This window comes from Xanthomonas sp. CFBP 8152 (genome assembly GCF_014199025.1).
Classification (GTDB): domain Bacteria; phylum Pseudomonadota; class Gammaproteobacteria; order Xanthomonadales; family Xanthomonadaceae; genus Xanthomonas; species Xanthomonas arboricola_B.
Genome location: NZ_JACHNO010000001.1, coordinates 305,790 through 328,454 on the forward strand (window position 1 = coordinate 305,790; position 22,665 = coordinate 328,454).

Annotated in this window: 20 protein-coding genes; 11 read left to right on the forward strand and 9 right to left on the reverse strand. The window is 61.6% G+C overall.

The window, feature by feature from the left end; all coding sequences use genetic code 11:
• Positions 1-82: 82 nt before the first annotated feature.
• The 10 genes from FHT09_RS01395 to FHT09_RS01440 all read left to right on the forward strand — a co-directional run bounded on the left by FHT09_RS01395 (position 83) and on the right by FHT09_RS01440 (position 12,418).
• Positions 83-301 (forward strand): YdcH family protein, encoded by a 219-nt coding sequence (locus FHT09_RS01395; RefSeq protein ID WP_002814034.1) that lies wholly within the window; start codon positions 83-85, stop codon positions 299-301.
• Between the two features lie 288 nt (positions 302-589).
• A complete protein-coding gene (locus FHT09_RS01400; protein ID WP_104605919.1) occupies positions 590-1,960 on the forward strand; it encodes a pyridoxal-phosphate dependent enzyme in 1,371 nt (456 codons plus the stop codon).
• 88 nt (positions 1,961-2,048) lie between these two features.
• The gene (locus FHT09_RS01405) at positions 2,049-3,263 is read left to right on the forward strand and encodes a cystathionine gamma-synthase (RefSeq protein WP_104605918.1); all 1,215 of its coding nucleotides are present in this window, start codon (positions 2,049-2,051) and stop codon (positions 3,261-3,263) included.
• Positions 3,264-3,312: 49 nt separating this feature from the next.
• A complete protein-coding gene (locus FHT09_RS01410; protein WP_260283648.1) occupies positions 3,313-4,104 on the forward strand; it encodes an ABC transporter permease in 792 nt (263 codons plus the stop codon).
• Entirely contained in the window at positions 4,094-5,479 is a 1,386-nt protein-coding gene (locus tag FHT09_RS01415) for an ABC transporter ATP-binding protein (RefSeq protein WP_104605916.1), read from the forward strand. Before FHT09_RS01410 ends, FHT09_RS01415 begins: the two co-directional genes overlap by 11 nt.
• Complete coding sequence (locus FHT09_RS01420) at positions 5,476-6,066, forward strand: CatB-related O-acetyltransferase (RefSeq protein ID WP_104605915.1); 591 nt, start codon at positions 5,476-5,478, stop codon at positions 6,064-6,066. The genes FHT09_RS01415 and FHT09_RS01420 overlap by 4 nt, the downstream gene beginning before the upstream one ends.
• The gene (locus FHT09_RS01425) at positions 6,050-9,106 is read left to right on the forward strand and encodes a class I SAM-dependent methyltransferase (RefSeq protein ID WP_104605914.1); all 3,057 of its coding nucleotides are present in this window, start codon (positions 6,050-6,052) and stop codon (positions 9,104-9,106) included. Before FHT09_RS01420 ends, FHT09_RS01425 begins: the two co-directional genes overlap by 17 nt.
• Positions 9,103-10,401: a glycosyltransferase family 4 protein gene (locus FHT09_RS01430; protein ID WP_104605913.1), complete on the forward strand. Its 1,299-nt coding sequence runs from the start codon at positions 9,103-9,105 to the stop codon at positions 10,399-10,401. The genes FHT09_RS01425 and FHT09_RS01430 overlap by 4 nt, the downstream gene beginning before the upstream one ends.
• 30 nt (positions 10,402-10,431) lie before the next feature.
• Positions 10,432-10,797 carry a hypothetical protein gene (locus FHT09_RS01435; RefSeq protein WP_146096476.1) on the forward strand — a complete coding sequence of 122 codons (366 nt, stop codon included), beginning with the start codon at positions 10,432-10,434 and terminating at the stop codon, positions 10,795-10,797.
• Between the two features lie 61 nt (positions 10,798-10,858).
• A complete protein-coding gene (locus FHT09_RS01440; protein ID WP_104605911.1) occupies positions 10,859-12,418 on the forward strand; it encodes a hypothetical protein in 1,560 nt (519 codons plus the stop codon).
• A 54-nt stretch (positions 12,419-12,472) separates the two neighbouring features.
• Here the strand turns inward: FHT09_RS01440 and FHT09_RS01445 are convergent, their stop codons facing one another.
• The 9 genes from FHT09_RS01445 to FHT09_RS01485 form a co-directional block, all read right to left on the reverse strand.
• Entirely contained in the window at positions 12,473-12,874 is a 402-nt protein-coding gene (locus tag FHT09_RS01445; RefSeq protein WP_104605910.1) for a GtrA family protein, read from the reverse strand.
• Entirely contained in the window at positions 12,871-14,166 is a 1,296-nt protein-coding gene (locus tag FHT09_RS01450) for an NAD(P)/FAD-dependent oxidoreductase (RefSeq protein WP_104605909.1), read from the reverse strand. Before FHT09_RS01450 ends, FHT09_RS01445 begins: the two co-directional genes overlap by 4 nt.
• Before the next feature lie 22 nt (positions 14,167-14,188).
• Complete coding sequence (locus FHT09_RS01455) at positions 14,189-15,133, reverse strand: NAD-dependent epimerase/dehydratase family protein (RefSeq protein ID WP_104605908.1); 945 nt, start codon at positions 15,131-15,133, stop codon at positions 14,189-14,191.
• Position 15,134: 1 nt separating this feature from the next.
• On the reverse strand, positions 15,135-15,863 hold the full coding sequence (locus FHT09_RS01460; protein ID WP_104605907.1) for an SDR family oxidoreductase: 729 nt from the start codon (positions 15,861-15,863) through the stop codon (positions 15,135-15,137).
• A gap of 2 nt (positions 15,864-15,865) precedes the next feature.
• Positions 15,866-17,167, reverse strand: coding sequence for an FAD-binding oxidoreductase (locus tag FHT09_RS01465; RefSeq protein ID WP_104605906.1), 1,302 nt, complete (start codon positions 17,165-17,167; stop codon positions 15,866-15,868).
• Positions 17,167-18,555 (reverse strand): UbiA family prenyltransferase, encoded by a 1,389-nt coding sequence (locus FHT09_RS01470; RefSeq protein WP_104605905.1) that lies wholly within the window; start codon positions 18,553-18,555, stop codon positions 17,167-17,169. Before FHT09_RS01470 ends, FHT09_RS01465 begins: the two co-directional genes overlap by 1 nt.
• A 103-nt stretch (positions 18,556-18,658) precedes the next feature.
• Positions 18,659-19,645, reverse strand: coding sequence for a lysylphosphatidylglycerol synthase transmembrane domain-containing protein (locus FHT09_RS01475; RefSeq protein WP_104605904.1), 987 nt, complete (start codon positions 19,643-19,645; stop codon positions 18,659-18,661).
• A 15-nt stretch (positions 19,646-19,660) separates the two neighbouring features.
• Entirely contained in the window at positions 19,661-20,605 is a 945-nt protein-coding gene (locus FHT09_RS01480; RefSeq protein WP_104605903.1) for an electron transfer flavoprotein subunit alpha/FixB family protein, read from the reverse strand.
• Entirely contained in the window at positions 20,605-21,351 is a 747-nt protein-coding gene (locus tag FHT09_RS01485; protein ID WP_104536331.1) for an electron transfer flavoprotein subunit beta/FixA family protein, read from the reverse strand. The genes FHT09_RS01480 and FHT09_RS01485 overlap by 1 nt, the downstream gene beginning before the upstream one ends.
• Positions 21,352-21,580: 229 nt before the next feature.
• On the opposite strand from FHT09_RS01485, the gene rfbB reads away from it, so the two are divergent.
• Positions 21,581-22,636, forward strand: coding sequence for a dTDP-glucose 4,6-dehydratase (gene rfbB / locus FHT09_RS01490; protein WP_104605902.1), 1,056 nt, complete (start codon positions 21,581-21,583; stop codon positions 22,634-22,636).
• Positions 22,637-22,665: the final 29 nt, after the last annotated feature.

Here is a 22,665-nt window from a genome sequence, read left to right on the forward strand (position 1 = left end):
TCCGCACGTCTTCCATCCCCAAGCAGCGCCCCGTGCCGCCCGCGGCCGGGGCGTTCTTGTTTTAAGTGAAGGAGGTAACGCCATGTTCGAAGGGCAACCGCAGACCGAAATCGACGCATTGGTCAAGTCCGATCCCGAGTTCAAGCAGCTGTACCAACGCCACAAGCTCTTGAACAAGAAATGCATGGATGCCGAACTCGGGGTGCTCCCCATCGACGACGTGACCTTGGGCCAGATGAAACGCGAGAAGTTGCAGGCGAAAGAAAAGCTCACCCGGATGTACGACCAGCTCACTCACTGATCCTTCCCCACCGTTAGAACAAGTTCACCGTCGCGGGCGGTGGCGGCCTCCTCGTCGGCTTGCCACCGTCCGCGTCTTTCATTGCGCACCTGCGGTCGCGCGGTTGGCAAAAGCGCGCCAACGCCCGCCTGACGGCCGTGCAGCCAGGCCGTTGGGCGTCGCTGCAGCGCTCGTCGAGCCCGCTCGTTCACGGGCCGACGCGATCGGTCCCAGTCTGAATGAGCATTCCCCAGCCGTTCGTCGGATAATGGGCGGCCAAGCCCCGCGCGACGCAGTGACGATATTCCGATGGCGATCCATTCCTCCGTACTCGAACTGATCGGCAACACGCCGATCGTCAAGGCACAGCACCTGGACACCGGCGTCTGCGAGCTGTTCCTCAAGCTGGAGGCGGCCAACCCCGGTGGATCGATCAAGGACCGCATCGGGTTGTCGATGATCGACGCGGCCGAACAGCGCGGCGATCTGAAGCCCGGCGCCACGCTGGTCGAAGGCACCGCCGGCAACACCGGCCTGGGTCTGGCATTGGTCGCCCAGCAGAAAGGCTACCGGTTGATCCTGGTGGTGCCGGACAAGATGAGCCGCGAGAAGATCTTCAACCTCAAGGCCATGGGCGCCCAGGTGGTGCTGACCCGTTCGGACGTGGCCAAGGGCCACCCGGAGTACTACCAGGACCTGGCCGCCAGGATCGCCGCCGAGACCCCGGGAGCCTACTTCATCAACCAGTTCAGCAATCCGGATAACCCGGCTGCGCACGAATTCGGCACCGGCCCGGAGATCCTGGCGCAGATGGACGGCGATCTGGACGCGATCGTGTTCGGCTGTGGCAGCTCCGGCACCATGACCGGCCTGTCGCGTGCCTTCGCCACCGCCTCGCCGCACACCGAGCTGGTGCTGGCCGACCCGGTCGGCTCGATCCTGACCCAGTACATCGAAGAGGGCACGGTCAGCGAGAAGTCCGGCAGCTGGCTGGTCGAAGGCATCGGCGAGGACTTCCTGCCGGACATCTCCGATTTTTCGCGGGTCAAGAAGGCCTATTCGATCACCGATGCGGAAAGCTTCCACACCGCGCGCGAGTTGCTGGCCAAGGAGGGCATCCTGGGCGGTTCGTCCACCGGCACCCTGCTGGCCGCTGCGCTGAAGTACTGCCGCGAGCAGACCACGCCCAAGCGCGTGCTGGTGTTCGTCTGCGACACCGGCAACAAGTACCTGTCCAAGATGTACAACGACTACTGGATGCTGGACAACGGCTTTCTGGAACGCCCGCAGCACGGCGACCTGCGCGACCTGATCCTGCGCCCGTACACCAAGCGCGACACCGTGGTGGTCGGGCCGAAGGACCTGCTGACCACCGCCTACCAGCGCATGAAACTGTACGACGTCTCGCAGCTGCCGGTCATCGATGACGGTGAACTGGTCGGCATCGTCGACGAGAGCGACGTGCTGCTGCATGTGTACGGCGACGAGGCACGCTTCCGCGACCCGATCTCCACCGCCATGGTCAGCAAGCTCGATCGCCTGGATGTCGCCTCGCCGATCGAGGCGCTGCTGCCGGTGTTCGACCGCGGCCAGGTCGCCATCGTCATGGACGGCAACCAGTTCCTCGGCCTGATCACCCGCATCGACCTGCTCAATTACCTGCGCCGCCGCGTGCAGTGATCGTGCCACGCCGTGCGCCGGATGCGACGCGCGGCACCGGCCATTCAGACCTGCTTGTTACAATCCGCCACTTTTTCCGGGAACCTCCATGTCCAATCGCACCACATCCAGCCACGGCGGCGAGCGCGAACTCTCGCTCGCGACGCTGGCGATCCATGGAGGGCAGTCGCCGGACCCCAGCACCGGGGCGGTGATGCCGCCGATCTACGCGACGTCCACCTATGCGCAGTCCAGCCCGGGCGAGCATCAGGGCTTCGAATACTCGCGTACCCACAACCCCACGCGCTTTGCCTATGAGCGCTGCGTCGCGTCGCTGGAGGGCGGCACGCGTGCGTTCGCGTTCGCCTCCGGCATGGCCGCCACTTCCACGGTGATGGAACTGCTGGACGCCGGCAGCCACGTGGTGGCGATGGATGACCTGTATGGCGGCACCTTTCGCCTGTTCGAGCGCGTGCGTCGCCGCACCGCCGGCCTGGATTTCAGCTTCGTCGACCTGACCGATGCGGCTGCGTTCGAAGCCGCGATCCGCCCCGACACCAAGATGGTGTGGATCGAGACCCCGACCAACCCGATGCTCAAGCTGGTCGATATCGCGGCCATCGCCGCGATCGCGCGCAAGCACGGCCTGCTGATCGTGGTCGACAACACCTTCGCCTCGCCGATGCTGCAACGCCCGCTCGGCCTGGGCGCCGACATCGTGGTGCACTCGGCTACCAAGTACCTCAACGGTCACTCGGACATGGTCGGCGGCATCGCGGTGGTCGGCGACAACGCCGAACTGGCCGAGCAACTGGCGTTCCTGCAGAACTCCATCGGCGGCGTGCAAGGGCCGTTCGACAGCTTCCTGGCGCTGCGCGGCCTCAAGACCCTGCCGCTGCGCATGCGCGCGCATTGCGAGAACGCCCTGGCGCTGGCGCAATGGCTGGAAACCCACCCCGCGATCGAAAAGGTGATCTACCCCGGCCTGGGCTCGCACCCGCAGCACGCGCTGGCCCAGCGCCAGATGTCCGGCTTCGGCGGCATCGTCTCGATCGTCCTCAAGGGCGGCTTCGAGGCGGCCAAGCGTTTTTGCGAGAAGACCGAACTGTTCACCCTGGCCGAATCGCTCGGCGGCGTGGAAAGCCTGGTCAATCATCCCGCCGTCATGACGCATGCCTCCATCCCGGTGGCCCGCCGCGACCAGCTTGGCATTAGCGATGCGCTGGTGCGGTTGAGCGTGGGGGTTGAGGATTTGGGGGATTTGCGCAGGGATTTGGAGCAGGCATTAGCGGCCGGTGATTCTTTTTCCAGAGCCGGGTGCTGAGCACATGTCGAGTACTGAAACACTGCACGACGATGGGTCTCCGATCGGGATGATACGTTCGTTGAGGCGCCATTGGCGCTTGGTTCTGCAGCTTGCTCGCCGCGAGATAGTAGGACGTTATCGAGGGTCGCTGGCGGGTGTAGCTTGGTCGTTCTTTAACCCACTGCTGATGCTGGTCATCTATACCTTTGTTTTTTCTTCCATCTTCAAGGTACGGTGGGGCGTTGGAGGGGGGGAGTCCAAGGCCGATTTCGCTCTTATCCTTTTCGTAGGACTGATGCTGCATGGGTTTTTCGCCGACTGCCTGAGTCGTGCGCCCAGTCTCGTCCTGGCCAACGTCTCCTATGTGAAGAAGGTGGTCTTTCCCTTGGAGTTGCTGCCGTGGGTATCCGTGGCCTCGGCATTGTTCCACCTGTCGATCAGCGTGATCGTGCTTTTGGTGGTGCAGTTCGTGCTCGACGTCTACCTGCCGGCTGCCGCGATACTGCTTCCGTTTCTATTGCTGCCGTTCATTCTCTTCACCGTGGCACTGTCGTTCGTATTCGCAGCGGCGGGCGTCTACCTGCGCGACATCGGCCAGCTCACCGCGATGATCACGACTGTGCTGTTTTTCCTTTCGCCGATCGTTTATCCGACCTCCAGCCTGCCGCAGGGGTTTCAGCCGTGGATCAAGCTCAGCCCCATCACCTATCCGGTGGAGCAGGCCCGTCGCTTGCTGATCTTCGGCGAGCTTCCCCAACTTTCCGGATGGTTCATGTATATGGCAGTAGCCATCGTCCTGCTAACGTGCTCCTTCTATTTCTACCAGAAGGCACGCAAGGGGTTTGCCGATGTCCTCTGATATGACAGCGGCCGCGCCGGCAGTGATCGAAGTGGAGGGACTATCGAAGCTTTATCACATCTATGATCAGCCAAGAGACCGCCTGAAACAATTTTTCGTGCCTCGGCTGATGCGGATGGCTGGGAGAACGACGGTGCCCTCCTTTTACAAGGAATACTGGGCTCTGCAGAACGTCTCCTTTCAGGTGCGCCGCGGCGAGGCGGTAGGCATCGTTGGCCGTAATGGAGCGGGCAAGTCCACGTTGCTTCAGCTTATCTGCGGAACACTGACACCTACCGTCGGTGCTGCTCGGGTCAATGGCCGCGTAGCTGCGCTACTGGAACTGGGAGCAGGCTTCAATCCCGAGTTCACTGGCCGTGAAAATGTTTACATGAGTGCGGCGCTGCTAGGGCTCAGCAGGGGGGAGATCGACGAGCGATACGAAAGTATTCTCGCATTCGCGGACATTGGCGACTTTGTCAACCAACCAGTCAAGGTCTATTCCAGCGGCATGTACGTGCGTTTGGCCTTTGCCGTGATCGCGCACGTGGACGCCGATGTGCTGATCGTCGACGAGGCACTTGCGGTAGGTGACAGTGTTTTCGTGCAGAAATGCATGCGCTTTCTGCGCGCCTTCCGCGAGCGCGGGACACTGCTGTTCGTCAGCCACGATACCGGCTCGGTGCTCAATTTCTGCGACCGCGCACTTTGGCTGGACAAGGGGCACGTCCGGCTGCATGACTCCGCGCAGAATGTGGTGGAGGCCTATATCGAATACTGCGCGCAGGAGGTCTACGGCGACGTTGTAAAGATCAAAAGCTTGCGCGCAGATGCCGGTGCGGATGTGGCGTTGGCACCCTCTCTGCCTGCCCGGGCGCCGGTCGAAAAGGAGACGGAACTTACTCTGTTCTCCAACATCCATAATTCGGACGGCTGGACCTCCGAGGCCGCGCACATTGACTCGGTTACGCTGCTCTCGCGAGATGGGGGGGCGTTGGGGGTTTTCCATGGAGGGGAGCACGTCCAATTGCTTGTGCGCGCGACGGCATCGCGCAATCTCGAAGGCATCATCATCGGCTTCTTTGTGAAGGACCGGCTTGGCCAGTCATTGTTCGGCGAACATACCTACACGCATGTCGAACAGCCCTATCCGATGGCTGCGGGTCAGACATTAGAGGCGCGTTTCGATTTCACCGTACCCCTATTGCCGGATGGCGACTACTCGATGACCGTTTCCATCGCTGAGGGCAATCCCTGGGACAACGTGCAGCATCATTGGCTACATGATGCAGTGTTGATACGCGTGGCATCGACCAAGCTACGTTACGGCCTTGTAGGCATTCCCTTCGACTCGGTCAGCCTGCGGCCGGTCGAGAAGACGGAAGGTACGGCATGACCGGGAGCCGCATTCCAGAGCTTAGGTCGCCTGATTCGCGTATCAGTGTGGGGCGCTTTACTTATGGAGCCCCTGCTTTCCGGATTTGGACTGCCGACGAACGCATCGACATCGGCGCTTTCTGTTCCATCGCCGATGACGTAACTATCTTCGGCGGCGGCGAGCATCGATCGGACTGGGTCACGACGTTTCCATTGCGCATCGCCTTCGGGCACGAGCTGGCAGAACGCGATGGGCATCCCGCTACCCGCGGACCTACCCGGATAGGCAATGATGTGTGGATCGGGCATGGCGCCACGATCATCTCGGGAGTGACAGTCGGCGATGGTGCGATCATCGGCGCCCGTGCTGTCGTCAGTCGCGATATCGAGCCATATAGTGTGGCGGTGGGGAATCCGGCGCGGTGCGTCCGCCGCCGCTTCTCCGCTGATCAGGTCGAGGCGCTGATGAAGATCCAGTGGTGGAAGTGGCCGATCGCATTGGTGGAAGAGTTTGTGCCGCTGCTATGCGCCCCAGATATAACAACCTTTATCGAAAAAGCCCGTCGTGACCCACGGATAATGGAATTCAATGATCAAGCTCAATAAATCGGCTTCTATTAGGCCGCTTAGGCTCCCCATTAGTGCATGGCACGGCCACATTCCCTTTGCCGCATGGCTGGTGGAGGAGTTGCGCCCAAATCTGCTTGTTGAGTTAGGAACTCACCACGGTGCGTCCTATCTCGGGTTCTGTCAGGCGATCAGCGAGCTTGCGATAAGCACGCGTTGCTACGCCATCGACACCTGGCAGGGCGATGAACACGCTGCCTACTATGGCGACTCCGTGTACGAGCAGTTGCGCAGTTACCATGATGCTAAGTACAACGATTTCTCGAAACTCCTGCGTTGCACTTTTGATGAAGGGGTGGAGAAGTTCATCGATGGCAGCATCGACTTGCTCCATATCGATGGGCTTCACACATACGAAGCGGTCAAGCACGACTACGAGTCTTGGTTTCCCAAGCTGTCGCGGCGCGCTGTAGTGCTGTTCCATGACCTTGAAGAGCGCCAGGGCGACTTCGGGGTGTGGCGGTTCTGGAGCGAACTGGTTGATAAATATCCCTCGTTCTCCTTCACTCACTCCCATGGACTTGGCGTACTGCTTGTGGGCGAAGATGTCCCTGAGCCCGTTCGCGCCCTGACGCAGCTCGATACTGATCAGGGGGCGGTGGTTGCTCATCTGTTCGCCACCCTGGGCCGCGGTGTGCAGTTGACTTACGACTGTGACTGGTGGCGCAAGGAGGTCGAGAAAGTCGGCGCAAAGTCGGCTGAGGCTGAAGTCAGGGCCACTGGTTTGCAGGACGAGACGCGGCGACTCGGCGAGGAGCTTGCGCAGGAGCGCGAGTCCGCAGCGAGGTTGAGGGAAGAGGTGGAAAGCCTCAGGTCCGAGCACGAACGGGCGCTTTCTGAAATTGCCCAGGCACAGGAGGCGCAGCAACAGATGTTGCAGGAACAGGAGGCGCGCCTTGCCGAGTCTATGTTCCAGGGTGAAGCTGCCGTGCGCGAGCTTCAGGACGCCATGAGCAGCATGCGTACTGGACTGGAAAAATCTTTACATGATGTGCAGGTGGCCGAAGCAGAGCGTGCCCGCCTGATCGAGGAGTTCGAAAGTCATATCGAACAGACCAGGCAGGACCAGGACAGCACTGGCAAGGCCGCTTCATGGCAGCACGAACAACAGCAGCGTCTGATGAGTGATCTACGTGATCGCGACGAACTGATTGCTAGCCTAGCGCAGGATCTCCACGGTGCGCGTGAAACACTAAACACGACCGAGGCACGGCTTGGAAGGGCGATAGACAGGGCGCGTCAGCGCTGGGCGCCGGAAGGTTCGCTCATCGGGCGGGTAGTCGGAGGGGCGATCAAGCGCGCCGTCGCTCGCCACGATAGAAGCAAAGGGCGCCCGACGTCTCTGGAAGGTGAACTCCTGAAGTCGCCCGTTGGACCTGCCGGCACACCAACGCGCGCGCTCCCTAAGGAGTTCGCAGGCTATATCGACTCAATCGAGCCAAATAGCGATGAGTTGGACACGCAGCGCGAAGCCAGTGGTGCGTTTGCCTATGCGCCACTGATCAGTTTCGTGGTCCCCATCTATCGACTTCCCCGGCAGGTGTTGGAGCATACCCTGCTGAGCATGGAGGCCCAGACTTACGGTAATTGGGAGGCGTGCCTGGCCTGGGCGGACACCGAGGACGAGGATGGCTGGAAGTGGCTGGAGCAGCGCTGCACCGACAAGCGGTACCGCCTGTTGCGCCTGCAGGAAAACGGCGGAATCTCCCGTAACTCCAATGCCGCGCTGGAAAGCGTGAGCGGTGAGTTCGTGGCACTTCTGGATCATGACGACACGGTCACGCCCTGGGCGCTGTTCGACATGGTCAAGGCGCTTCAGAACCATCCCGAGGCCGATTTTCTCTACTCGGACAAGGATTCCATCACGGAAAGCGGCGAATGCCGGTTGAACGCGCTGTTCAAACCGGCATGGAGTCCGGAGATGCTGCATTCGGTCAACTATCTCACCCACTTCAACCTCATGCGTACAGAGGTGGTACGTGCCGTGGGTGCGTGGAATCCCGACACTGATGGTGCGCAGGACTGGGACATCTTTTTCAAGGTGACTGCCGCGGCACGCAAGGTGCTGCGCGTGCCATCGATCCATTATCACTGGCGCATTCTGCCTACCTCGACATCGACCGGGTTGCAGACCAAGCCCTACGCCATCATGGGTCAGCTGCGTACGCAGAAGAACTATTTCGAGCGCAAGGGCTTGCCCGCCATCGTGCGTCGCACCGAAGCGGGCATGTTTCATATCACTTGGCCCGCGACAGCCAATTCTGTCCATGTGTTTGTGCTTCAGACCGGTACGCAGGATCAGGCGGCTAATGTGCTCAACCTGCTGTGCGCTTCGCGTCTCGATGCAGCGCGTCGCGTGACCGTTGTACATAGGGAGGCGGTGGGCCCAGCGTTGCTGCCATTCCAGGCTACGCTCGGCGAACGCCTGGAACTGGTTCAGTCGGATCAGGTGGACTGGCGCGCGATCGCCGATATGGTGGATTCGAACGTGGACTCGTTGGTGATTCTGGGCGGCAAGGCCATTGGCTTGTCGGGAGGAATCGTCGACGAGCTCGTCGGTTGGACCAGTCACCATCCCGAGATTGCCTGGGTGGGGTCGCTTGCAGTCGAGCCGCAGGGCAAGGTCCTGGAAGCGGGTCGTCTCATGGCTGAGGATGGAAGTTCCGCGCCGATGTTTCGTGGGTGCTACTCGCATGAGTACGGGTGGTTCGGCGGCCCGCTGTGGTACCGCAATGTGCGTGCAGCGTCCGAGCATGCGATCGCCTTCAAGGTCAACGCGTTCAAGGATGCAGTGCAGACACTCGAGGGCGAAAACCTGGTCGGGGTCGATTTTTTAAAGAAAGTCTGCGTGGCAGCCGTTAACGACTCTTCCCGTGGTCTGCTCGACCCGTTTGCAGTTGTCTATCTGAACGAGGAAGACGCGAGCGAGAGCTGGAACAACGACGGCGAAAAATACTGGTCCGACCCCTATTTCAGCCCGGCATTCGGGCAGGTAAACCCACTTAGGCTCAAGCGATGAGAACAAGGATACGTGAGGCACTCCGTGCCCTTAGAGGCAAGAACGGCGGTAGCGCCAAGGCCGGTAGCATCTGGGCAGGGTATACCGACGATGCTCTGCAGCTCGCCCAGATCATAGATTGCCGTTTGGAGGACCTGTGCCAAGTCCAGCAGCATCCCGAACGTGTTGCAAAGGACCCCAAGGCCAGAGTATGCGCTTGGTATCTCCCCTGCTTCGACAACCCGTTTTACGGCGGTGTGATGACTATCCTCCGGTTGGCGGAGAGTCTGAAACGGCGTTACGGCATGCGGCAGCGCTTTCTCATATGCGGGTCGGCAAGCGCTGCCGAGATGCAAGGGATGCTAGGGAAGGCGTTTCCGGCCCTTGCAGATAGCGAGGTCCTTATTCTGGACTCCGGCGAAGCCATTGAGTCCATCCCCGCCTCCGATTATTCGGTGGCGACCCTCTGGACGACCGCCTATGTATTGCTCGGTGTGCGTAATACCGGGCTGAAGTTTTACATGATGCAGGACTTCGAGCCGGCGTTCTATCCTGCGGGCAGCACATATGCGCAGGCAGAGCTGACCTATCGCTTTGGCTTCCTGGGGATCTGCAATACCCAGACGCTCAAGCGCATCTACGAGGAAGAGTACGGCGGTTCTGCCGTTCTGCTGCAACCAAACGTCGATCGGAGTGTCTTTTTCCGCGGCACCGGGGCGAGGGACGACGATGCGTCGGTGAAGCGCCTGTTCTATTACGCCCGTCCGGGAACGCCTCGCAATGGGTTCGAACTCGCCGCTGCCGCGCTCCGCAGGGTCAAGACCAGATTCGGCGGGCAGGTACAGATACTGTGCGCCGGCACCGGCTGGAATCCAGTCGAATACGGCTTGCAGGACGTCGTGGAAAGCATAGGAATGCTGCCGTACAAGGAAACCGCAAATCTGTATCGGAGCTGTCACGCCGGGTTCGTCATGATGATGACCAAGCACCCCTCGTATCTTCCATTCGAGTTGATGGCGTGCGGGACGACGGTGGTGACCAATTACAACCAAGCCAACACGTGGTTGTTGCGTGATGGAGAGAACTGCCTGCTTTCTCCTCCCACCGCGTCTTGCCTTTCCCAGACGTTGATTTTCGCCCTGGAGCATCATCAGCGCTTGCAGGGAATTCGTGATACGGCAGCGAATGAAATCCAGCAGATGCCGGATTGGGACGAAAGCCTGGCGCGTGTGGCCGAATTTATGGAGAAACCTGTAATTCCGCCGGTCCGCGCCGGCTTCGGGGATGCATTTTTTGCGTCATCTTCGCGCTTCTAACGACTGTCCACTATTTTTGGAGGAACCGTAATGAAAAGAATTCACGTGCTGGCATTTTCGCTTGTGGTGATGGGTGCACTTGCGGGTTGCGGCAAGCGGCCGGGCGCCGATGCAGCAAGCGCAGACCAACCGGCAGCGACGCCTGCTGAGGCCCAGGCTCCAGCTGCAAGTACGCCTGTCAGCCCCTATGAGGGCAAGGTCGTCAGGCGCGCGCCCGTCGACGGTAGCAAGGAAGATGGGTGGTTCTATGTAAAGGATGGCAAGCGTCATTGGATCGTCGACGCCAGCTGGCTTGCGACCCAGGGGCTGAAGCCGGAAGAGGTGATCGAGATCTCCGCCGACGCCCTGCAGGCGATTCCGGAAGATCCGGAGGCTTTGGGCGCTCCCAAGCAATAACTTCTAAAGCCTGGCCATCGCTTCCCGCCAGCCGGCGGGAGGCTCCTTCAAGCAGAAACGCATGACCCGTCATTTGTTCGCAGCAGAGAAGTCCCGCCGTCTGATCTTCGTGTTGATCGTCTGCACGCTCAGTCTCCTGGTGGTGTCTCTCCGGCTGAACGGTTTTTCTGGAGTTCCAGGAAAGCTTCTGTGGGCTGAAGATGGCCAGGTGTTTCTGGCAGGGGCAATTGAACACGGACTGGCCGCCGTTCTAGAACCCTATGCGGGTTACCTGCATCTGTATGCACGATCCGTTGCCTATCTCGCCTCGCAGTCCGGACCGCGGCTCGTCCCGTATGTGATGCTGGGCGGCTGGGTGGCCGGATATTTGGCCGCTGCCCTGTTCGTTGTTCGTGCACTCAGGTTGACCGGAATCAAGGCGGTGGTGGCGCTGGCCGCGGTCCTGACAGGCGCCCTGGCCCCCACGAGCGGGGAGACGCTTTTCACGATCACGAACGTGCAATGGCATCTTGGGGCGGCGCTGGCGATACTGGTGCTCATGCCGACCTCGCGCAAGCCGGTGTTGTCGGAAACCATCTTTGTTGCGATCGCGTCGCTGACGGGGCCGTTCTCGATCATCCTGCTTCCGCTGATACTTCTGCGTATCGCATTCTTTCGTGATGCGTATCCTCGGCAGAGGGTGGATGTGATTGTAGTTGTCTGCGCGCTGGTGCAGCTCTCTTACTTTGTTGCGTCCGACAGGTTGGGCGTTCAGACGAGCAAGGAACCTGGGGCCTGGGGCAGCGCCTTCGTGACCTTTGTCACCTTCGGGGCACAGGGTAGGGTCTCGCTCATTGCATCCATCGTCTTCTGGGCAGTGTTCGCGTCTTTGCTGATAAGCCGGATCATCGCCGGCGAAGCGCGCGATCGCGACTCCAAAGCCACGGTCCTACTCCTGATCGCATCGGGATTCTTCATGCTGGCGGGGCTGTACGCCGTACGTCAGGATCCGGAGATGGCGTCCCCGCTTGGTGCCGGTGCCAGATACTTCGTCATTCCATATTTTCTGATCGTCATTTCCGCAGCACTGATCGGCAATCGCCATGCGTTTGCGAGCGCGATCATGCTTGTTGCGCTGCTGGTGGTGGATTACCAGGAGTTCCGTGCGATCGATCGCTTTGACTATGGCTACGAAAGTTATGTGGATTTTGCCGCCGCGCATGAGGGGGTCGTAATCCCAATCAACCCTCGCTTTGACGGTCATCAGTTCGGTTATGAGGCGGAAGCCGCGCGGGATCCGCATCACAAGGCTCTTGCCCGCAAGATAGAGCCGGGTGCCCTGGTCCGATACGGCAAAGGGCAATGGGCGCTGCGCGGCACGTTGATAGGATGCGCACCCGGGACGCAGACGTTGGGGCTGGAAGTCGTGCTCAAGAACAAGGCGAACGGGACGCTTAGCGCCGCCTGGAGCGATGACAACCATGGGCGACAGCAATACACCGTACGCGCGGGCTCAGACACAGGCTACCTGGCACTCCCGTGGGAGACCGGAAAGGTGCTGGACCTGGCCGTCGATACCCCCGGAAAGGGCGATCTCGAAGCGGGAATAGCGTCGGTCAATGCTTTTTGCGTGGTTCCCTAAGAATGACGTCGATGAGGCGGAAGACTGGATTGCGATCTCTGCGCACGCTCCAGATCACGCCGGGGTGTGGCGGAAAGACAGATATTTGTGCCCAATGAAGCTGGTAATGACCGGGACGGCCACGCCGAAGGCGTGGGCGATGGTGTCGGCGTAGCGGTCGATATCCAGGGCCGGTAACACGATGCGAGCCATCAATAGGCTGATCAACACGGTCTGAACAACGGCCAATAGATTCACCACCGTGAACCAGAAGACCTGGCTGCGGGCGGAGTTTGTCGCTTCCGTAAATACGAATGCACGATTGAGCACGAACGCGGTAGTCATGCCGATGACATAGGCCACGATGATGGACGGCACATAGGGCATGCTTTTGCCCAATAGGATTCTCGATCCGAAATTGGCTAGTGCCGCCAAGCCGCCCGCAATCAGGAAGAGTAGAACCTGCCGGTGCCTCATCCGGCTGCGGCCTCGGCTGCCAGCGTCTGCCCGACCGCCACGCTTTCGTTGATCGACCTGTCTTCCGGGTAGTAGTACGCGGTATCGGCCATGAAGAAGCCGCGAAGCGGCGTCTTCATCGGCGGCAGCATGTCCTGGAAGCCTGGTGGACAGATGGTCTGCGCGTACTCGTAACGGTGGCAATGGGTTGCGCGAATCCACTCCGGCTTGAAATCCGGGTTGATCATCGGCAAATAGCTGATGACCTCGTCGATCAACTGCTGATTGCTCCACTGCCACTTCGGGTGGGACTTGGGCATGTAGTAGGGCGCGTACACGATGTGCTCGCCGGGGCCCTTGCCGGGGTTGAGGTTGCTGTACTCGATCAGGCCGGGAATGGCGATCCGGTCGTCGCTGATGTTCATCCAGAAGTTTTCGCTGACCGGCCTGGACAGCTTCAGGATCACGCAGGCGACCGGAATGTTCTCGATCGCGCCGACTTGGTCGGCAAACGTCTTGGGCAGGCCGGGAACCATGCCGGGCACGTACTGGATCGGTGCGGTCGACACGACGCCGTCGTAGGCATGGTGGCCGTCGCGGGTGCGGATGCCGGTGACCTGGCCGTCGGCCGAGGCGACCTCCTCGATCGGTTGCGACAGCAGGATGCGACCGCCCAGGCGCGCAACTTCTGCCGCCATGCGTTCCAGCAGAACGGCCGAGCCGCCTTCCAGATAGCCCATGCTCTCGTTAAGAAGATTACGCCGCGACAACGCCACGCGCTTGATACGGGTGCCGATCCACGAGGCGGACAGGTCATTCTGGTACTCGAAGAACTTCAGCGCGAATGCCTTCTCCCACATCACCTTGTAGGCTTTCGGGCCGATCCATCGGGTGATCCAGTCGCGTGCATTCTCCTTGTCGAGCGATGTCCAGTCGCTGATACCCTTGGTGTGCATGACGTGCAGGGCGTAGCGAATCTTGTCGACCAGTCCCAGGTGCGGGAAACCGAGCAGCGCGAACGGCGTTCCCCATTTGTGCAGCTTGCCCTGGTAGTAGTAACCCATCTTGGTGTCGGTCCAGTGCAGGCGGTCTGACAGCTTCAGCTCCTCGAGCAGCTTGAACAGTGGGAAATCGGTCTTGCAGATGAAGTGGTAGTAGCGTTCGATGCGCAGGCCGTCGAAATCGAAATCGGCGGACATGCCACCGATACGGTCGTCGCGTTCGTATACATCGACCTGATGACCTTTCTTCAGTAGTTCCATGGCAGCCATCAGGCCCATGGGGCCGCTGCCGACGATCGCGAATGAGCTCATGTGTTTATCTCGTGGTGACAGTTCAGCGCTTAAGCACGATGTGGCTATAGCGCGGGTCGGTATAACTTTCGCGGATCGCGTCCTCGAATGGCGTCTGGCGCACGCCGAAGACTTTCTCGGTATCGACGCCTTTGAAGTCATCGCCGGCGCTGAGCGCCTTGAGCTGGTCGGCCGTGAATGGGGGTTTCTTGCTAAAGAGCGAATACACGCGCAGAAGGAAGGCAAAGAAACCGATAGGAATATGCACGATCAGCGTATGCAGGCGTTTGACCCGCTTGATGGTCTTGATGATGTCGACATAATCGACCCGGGTATCACCGACGATGTCGTAGACCTCGCCGTTGGGTTCGCGCTCAATGCATTTGGCAATGCAGCGGCAGAAATCGCGTTCGTAGAGCGGTTGACGCATGAACTTGCCATCACCCGGGATCGGAAAGACGGGGGTCTTGGCCATGAAGCGCGACAGCCAGCCCAGATGCTTTGGATCGAACCAGCCAAACATCAGCGTTGGCCGCAATACGCAATGACGCAAGCCGCTGTTCACCACCATCTCCTCCTGGGAGCGCTTGGTGTTGGTGTAATCATCCACAGCGACCGAATTCACCACCGACGAACTGATGTGGACCACAAAGGGCACATCGGCCGCTTTGCAGGCGTCGAGCACGTGCGAGGTGGCAACCAGATTGTTGCGGGTGAAAAGCTCGGTGGTTTTGCCGGTGATCTGTGCATGCAATTGAGCGACGCAGGCCGCACCTTCGAACTCGCGGGCCCATTCGCCCGGTTCGGCCAGGTCCGCATGCACGACGCGCACGGCAGGATGCAGCTCGCGCAGAATCTGCAGGTTGTGCGCATGTTTGTCGATTGCCACCAGTTGGGCGTAGCCCTGCTGTTCGAGCTCGACGATCAGATTCTGGCCGACTAGCCCTGCGGCACCGGTGATGACAATTTTGGCGTGTTTGTCGGTCATGTCAGAGCTTGATCCTGCGGAAAACGAATTCGGGTATGTTCTTGATCGCTAGCATGATGGCCCACCAAAATGCTGGCAGATAGGCCACAGCGCGACGCTTGTCCACTGCACCGAGGATTTCCTTGGCGATCTGGTCCGGCTTTGCCCACAGCGCGCCCTTCTTGAAAGCCGCGGTCATGGGTGTGTCGACGAAGCCGGGCTTGATCGTGAGCACGTTGATGCCCTCCGGGCGCAGGCGCTGGCCCAGGCCGCTCAGGTATGCAGTCACAGCCGCCTTGGCGCTGCCATAGAGGTAGTTGCTGGCTCGGCCGCGGTCTCCCGCCACCGAAGAAATGACTGCAAGCGTGGCGCCCGACGTCAGTCGCGGCACAATCGCCGCGCATAACGCGATCGTGGACGTGCCGTTGGTAGCAAACTCGTGTAGCGACAGCTCGACCGATGCGTTGCATGCTGCTTGATCGGGCAACGTGCCATGTGCGATCAGCACGACATCAACGCCACCCAGCGCCGCCCAGGCACCGTTTAGTATTTCGCCATGATGTTGACTGTCGTTGACGTCGAGTACGCCGGTGCTGGTCTTGGCTCCGCGTGTGGTCAGGTCCGCCGCGATCGTCTCCAGGCGGCCTGCCTGTCGGCCGAGCAGATGGATGGCCGCCCCGCGTGCGGCGTAGCGTCGGGCGGTTGCTTCGGCGATGGCCGAGGTGGCACCGATGATGAGGACGCGTTGCATGTCTACTCCGTGACCCGGCGCCAGAAGCCGGAAGAAAAACGTGGATCGAGATAGCTGCCGAACTCGCGCCAGCGGCCATAGGCGCGCTGAAACGACTGCGCTGCCATACGTGCGTCCTTGGCAGGGTACAGAGCACCGCCTGCCTCGTCGACGATGCGGTCCAGTCGCTCAAGCAGGCGGAGGACGTCAGGGCCGGTATTGGGGAAGTCCAGCGCCAACGTCGTCCCCGGCCTTGGGAAAGACAGCATGCCGATGGAAGGCATGTTGCCGAACTCTTTCAGCACTGCCAGGAACGAGCCACTGCCGCTGCGTGCGATCTCGGCAAGCAGCGCGTCGACCCCGTCCCGCGCAGTTGCAGGCGGTAAGACACATTGATATTGCAGAAAGCCGGACGGGCCGTACATCCGGTTCCAGTCACGGATGCCGTCCAGTGGGTAAAAGAACGGCAACAGGTGGCTGACGAAGCGTTTGTGCAGGGCGGGCTGGCGCCAGTAGTAAAGCGCGTTGAAAGGCCGCAGAGACACCTTGTTCACCAGCGAAATCGGTGGCGTGACAGGCATGGACAAGCCTGCGCCTGGAGATTTTGGTCGCTCCTCGGCAAGCCCGGTGCAGTGGTCGGCGCGGGTGAAGTGTCCGCGTCCGCGCGCCCTGCCGCCTGCCAGGCAATCGATCCATGCCACGCCGTACTCGTGGCTGTCGGCCGATGCGGCCGACAATGCAAAAAATTCGTCGAGCGAGCCGAAGCGGATGTTCTCTGCTTCCAGCGCGGGACTGCCGACACGGCGTAACTGAATTTCCGCCCAGGTGATCAGGCCGGTCAGGCCCAGCCCTCCCACCGTGGCCGCAAACCAGGGATCGGCGTCATCCGGGGTGCACAGCCGCCGCTCGCCGTCGCTGCGCAGCAGCTCGAATGCGCGCACATGGTGGCCAAAATTGCCGGTGCGGTGGTGGTTCTTGCCATGCACGTCGTTGGCGATCGCGCCGGCGACGGTAACGTAGCGAGTGCCGGGCGTCACTGGCAGAAACCAGCCTTGCGGCAACACCAGCTCGATGATTTCGGCAAGGGTGACCCCCGCCTCACAGCGCAGGACGCCACTACCTGGATCAAAGGCGATGAATCGATCGAGCCCGCGTGCGCACAGCAGCGCACCATCCGGGTTCAGGCAGCTGTCGCCATAACTGCGCCCATTACCACGAGGCAGGGCACGGCCGTCGAATGCCGGCAGGCTTGCCGCGCGATCATGGATCGGTAGCAGCGTCTGGTGTGCTCTGGGATAGCGCCCCCAGGACTGCCCCGCCGCCATCAGATGGCGCTCAGGGCGAACAATCCGCACAGCACCACAACGATCTGGCTCACACGGTCGGTGGCAGCGAACACGATCGGGTCATCATGCATCTCTCCGCGATGGGCGATGATCCAGACCCGGCTCACCCAGTACAGCAGCACCGGACACACCAGCCACAGCAGCTTGGGATTGCGGTATAGCTCCACACTCTCGGGGCTGTTGATGTACAGCGCCATGACCATCACCGCGATGTAGCCAGCTGCCGCACCCATGGATTGCAGCAGCGAGAGATCCTCCACCGAATAGGCGCGGCCACTGGCCCTGGTCTTGCCGCTGCTCAACATCGCATGCAGTTCGGTATAGCGCTTGAGCAGGGCCAGCGACAGGAACATGAACATCGAAAACGCCAACAGCCAGAACGACAGTTCGACGCCGATCGCCATGGCGCCGCCGATGATGCGTACGGTGTAGAGCGCTGCCAGCAGCACGACGTCGATCATTACGATGCGTTTCAAGCGTAGCGAATACGCCAATGTCATGACGTAGTAGGCAAGCAATACCAGGGTGAATTCGATGCTGCACGTCAGTGACAGCAGGAGGCCGGCAACGGTCAGCGCAGGGGCGACCAGCAGACCCTGCAAAAGAGGAAGCCGACCTGCTGCGAACGGGCGCTTGCGCTTGCGCGGGTGCTGGCGGTCAGGCGTCAGGTCCAGCAGATCGTTGAGCACATAGACGCCGGAGGCGCATAGCCCGAACGCCACCAGCGCAATCGTGGATTGCGCCACCGATTCCAGATCCAGGAAGCGGTGCGCGGTCAGCAGGGGAACGAACACCAGCAGATTCTTTAGCCACTGATGCAGGCGCAATGCCTTGAGCCAGGCACGGGCACGCGGCGGGGCAGGCCAGTGCGCATGCACGGTCGTCCGCTGCGCAGCCGCCTTGGCGAGTGCGGCGCCATTGTTGACGACCCAGGCGCCACCGGCCTTTTCCCAGACGTGCAAATCCACGCTGCCGTTGCCTGCGTAATCGAAGTTGCCCTGACCAAACGCCTCGACCAGCACATCTGCCTTGTTGCGACCAGACAGATTGCGTTTGCCATCGCTGGCGATCACCTGCTCGAACAGGCCGAGATGCTCTGCAATAGGCCTCACCAGGAGTGCGTCGGACGCCGTGCACAGCACGCGCGGGCGCTGCGTCGTGGTGCGCAACAGTTCCAGCACCTGCTCGTTGTAAGGCAGTGTCTCTGCAGGCAGGACGACGCGGGAGGCAAGTTCTCGCTTTAGCGCAGCCTTGCCGCGCAACAGCCACAGCGGCAGCAAGAACAGGTACAGCGGGTTTCGCGCCAGCAGAGCCAGTACCGACTCGTAGAGGATGTCGGAATTCAAAAGCGTGCCATCCAGATCCACGCAAAGTGCGCGCCCCGAAACAGCCGGACGGGTGGAGCTGCTGGTAGGGGCGGACATCGACTGCCTGGCGATCCATTGCGGGGCCGCGATTATACCTAGTCGATCAACCTGCTTCTTCCCGCGATGCAAATTCTGCGATCAGCATGGCCGCCGCGCCGACGACAATGGCGTACCAGAGCGTGACCAGACGCGCCGCGACGGCGACCGCAATTGCCTCCGGGGTAGAGACCCCGAGCCGATCGAGCATCAACACGATGGCCAGTTCGGTGGTGCCGACGCCACCGGGGACGAACGACAGCGCGCCGATCAGCATCGCGAGCGGATAGATACCGAGCGCGACCATGGGGTCCAGCTGCAAGCCCATGCCAACGCACAGGCTAACGAAGACAGCCGATGTCAGTCCCCAGGCGAGGAATCCGGCAAGCATGCTTTGCCCGAACGCACGCAGATCCAGGCAGCTACGCAGCTCCAACGCCGCCGCGAGGCAGAAATGGGCCAGTCGTCGCAGCCAGCGGCCGGGAAGGCGCTCGGTTAAACGTGCCAGATTATTCAGTAGCGCAGGCCACGCCGCCGCCCCGAACAGCACACAGACAAATCCCAGCACGACGGCCACCAGGGCGCCCAGGGTCGGGAACACCGACGCAGCCAGCAGCGACAAGGACAGGATGACCAGCAGGTCGGACGCGCGCTCGAAGACGAAGACGCCCAACGTGCGCTCGGCCGGAATGCCCATGCGCGCGAAATAGCGAATCCGCATCAGTTCGCCGGCCTTGCCGGGCGTTGCGGTCAGGGCAAAGCCCGCCAGATAGCCAGCCAGGCCGGGTAACACCGGTACATGATGCCCCTTGCGGCGGAGGAGCCAGTGCCACCGCCAGTACCGGAACAGGTACGTGATGGAGACGGGCACGATTGCGAGCGACATCAACTGCCAGACCTCGCTCAGCCGCGAAAAGGTCCCGTTTCCGTGGTCCACCCAGACCAACACGGCGACATACCCGGCGCACAGCAGGAGGACGAAGGCGGCCAGATAATCCAGACGGTGCCGCAATCTTGCGGCACCGTCGATGCTGGGAGGCAAAGGTGAATCCATTGCAGCAGAAGGGCCTCAGCCCAGCGCAGCCTCCAGCTCCGGCAGCAGCGTGAACAAATCCCCCACCAACCCGATATCGGCAATCTCGAAGATCGGCGATTCCGGGTCCTTGTTGATCGCCACGATCGTGCCGGCGTCCTTGATGCCGGTCAGATGCTGGATCGCGCCGCTGATGCCGATCGCCACGTACAGCTCGGGGGCGATGATCTTGCCGGTTTGGCCGACCTGCAGTTCGTTCGGTACGTAGCCGGCGTCCACGGCGGCGCGCGAGGCGCCCACGGCGGCGCCGAGTTTGTCGGCCAAGCTGTAGATGTGCCGGAAGTTCTCGGCCGAGCCGACGCCGCGGCCGCCGGAGACCACGCGCTTGGCGCTCTGCAGGTCCGGGCGATCGGAGCTGCCTGCGGCCAGGCCGACGAAGCGGGTATGGGTGGGCAGCGCGGCATCGACGGTGACTGCTTCGACCGTCGCACTGCCGCCGGCTGCCGCTTCCGGCCAGGAGGCGCTGCGCACGGTGGCGACCACGACCTGGTCGGCCGGCGCTTTCACCGTGATGATCGCATTGCCTGCGTAGATCGGGCGCTTGAAGGTATAGGCATCGTCGACCGCCATCAGGTCGGAGACCTGGTTGACGCCGAGCAGCGCGGCAACCACCGGCATCAGGTCCTTGCCGAACGTGGTCGAGGGGCCGAATACATGGGTGTAGCCCTGGCCGGCGAGCTGGGCGATCTGCGGCCCCAGCACCTGCGCGATGGCATGTTCGTTGGCGGCGTTTGCCACCGTCAGCACGCGAGCAACACCCGCCAGCTGCGCGGCCTGGGTCGCAACCGCGGCAGGATCGGCCGCGAGCACGACGATGTCGATGGATTCGGCCGACACCGCCAGCGCGGCGCTCAGGGTCTTGGCAGTGGCCGCATTGAGCTGGCCGTTGAGATGTTCGGCAACGATGAGAACCTTGGCCATTACAGCAACCCCTTCTGCTTGAGTGCGGCCACCAGCTCGGCGGCGTCCTTGACCATCACGCCGCGGCTGCGCTTGGACGGCGGCGCGTAGTGGGTAGTGGCCAGGCTATCGTGCGCAGCGACGCCGAGATCGGCAAATGCCAGCGTTTCCAGCGGCTTGCTCTTGGCCTTCATGATGTCCGGCAACTTGATGAAGCGCGGCTCGTTCAGGCGCAGATCGGTGGTGACCACTGCCGGCAGGTCCACTTCCAGCGTCTCCAGGCCGGCATCGACTTCGCGGGTCACCGTGGCCTTGCCATCGGCGACGACCAGCTTGCCGGCGAAGGTCGCCTGCGGGCGGCCCCACAGGGTAGCCAGCATCTGGCCAGTCTGGTTGGCATCGTCGTCGATCGCCTGCTTGCCCAGGATGACCAGGTCCGGCTGTTCCTTTTCGACCAGCTTGAGCAGGGTGCGCGCGGCGGTCAGCGGCTGGATGGCCGCGTCGGTGACCACGTGGATGGCGCGGTTGGCGCCCATGGCCAGGCCGTTTCGCAGATGCGCCGCAGCATCGGCCGGCGCCAGGGTAGCGACCACCACCTCGGTGGCGATGCCGGCGTCGCGCAGGCGCAACGCCTCTTCCAGGGCGATTTCGTCGAACGGGTTCGGCGAGAGCTTGACGCCGTCGGTGACCACACCGGAGCCATCGGGCTTGACCTGAATGCGGACGTTGTAGTCCACCACGCGCTTGTAGGCGACGAGGATTTTCATCGTGTAGGAGATCCTTCAGCTGTTGCGGGAAGGCCCGGCCGCGGCGGCAGGCTCGGGAGTATGGTCATTCTAACCGGGCAGGGCGCACCATGCGATGGCGTATGGATGCTGCGGCGCAACACCTCCGCGCATTGTTTGGGTACCGCTTAGGCCCGGTATTGCTCAGACCGTATATCCTGTGTGGTTTGAAAACGCAGCGCAGTGCGCGCGCGACCAGGAGGGGTAGACAGTGGCGACTTGGCTAGTAACCGGCGGGGCCGGCTTTATCGGCGGAAATTTCGTTCTCGAGGCAGTCGCGCGGGGGATCCGCGTGATCAATCTCGACGTGCTCACCTATGCGGGGAACCTGAAAACGCTTTCATCGCTGGAGGGTAACCCGGACCATGTCTTCGTCAAGGGCGATATCGGCGACGGCGCGCTCGTGACCCGTTTGCTGCAGGAACACCAGCCGGACGCAGTGCTTAACTTCGCCGCAGAAAGCCATGTAGATCGCTCGATCGAAGGCCCTGGCGCGTTCGTCCAGACCAACGTCGTCGGCACCCTGGCCTTGCTCGAAGCGGTGCGCGACCACTGGAAAGCGCTGCCGGACGCGCGTCGCGCGGCCTTCCGGTTCCTGCATGTGTCCACCGACGAGGTCTATGGCACGCTGGGCGAGACCGGCAAGTTCACCGAAACCACGCCGTATGCGCCCAATTCTCCGTATTCGGCGTCCAAGGCGGCTTCGGATCATCTGGTGCGCGCGTTTCACCACACCTACGGGCTGCCGGTGCTGACCACCAACTGCTCGAACAACTACGGCCCGTACCATTTCCCGGAAAAGCTCATTCCGCTAGTGATCGCCAAGGCGCTGGCAGGCGAGCCGTTGCCGGTGTACGGCGACGGCAAACAGGTGCGCGACTGGTTGTTCGTCAGCGACCATTGCGAGGCGATCCGCACCGTGCTGGCCAAGGGCAAGGTGGGCGAGACCTACAACGTGGGCGGCAACTCCGAGCGCCAGAACATCGAGGTCGTGCAGGCGATCTGTGCGCTGCTGGATCAGCATCGCCCGCGTGAAGACGGCAAGCCGCGCGCGAGCCAGATCACCCATGTCACCGACCGCCCCGGACACGACCGTCGCTACGCGATCGATGCCTCCAAGTTGAAGAACGACCTGGGCTGGGAGCCGGCGTATACCTTCGAGCAAGGTATCGCGCAGACGGTGGAGTGGTACCTGACCAACCAGGCCTGGGTGCAGGGCGTGCTGGATGGCAGCTATCGTCTGGAACGGATCGGCGCCGCGGCTTAACGCAAGCCATTAGCAAGAGCCCGCGCATG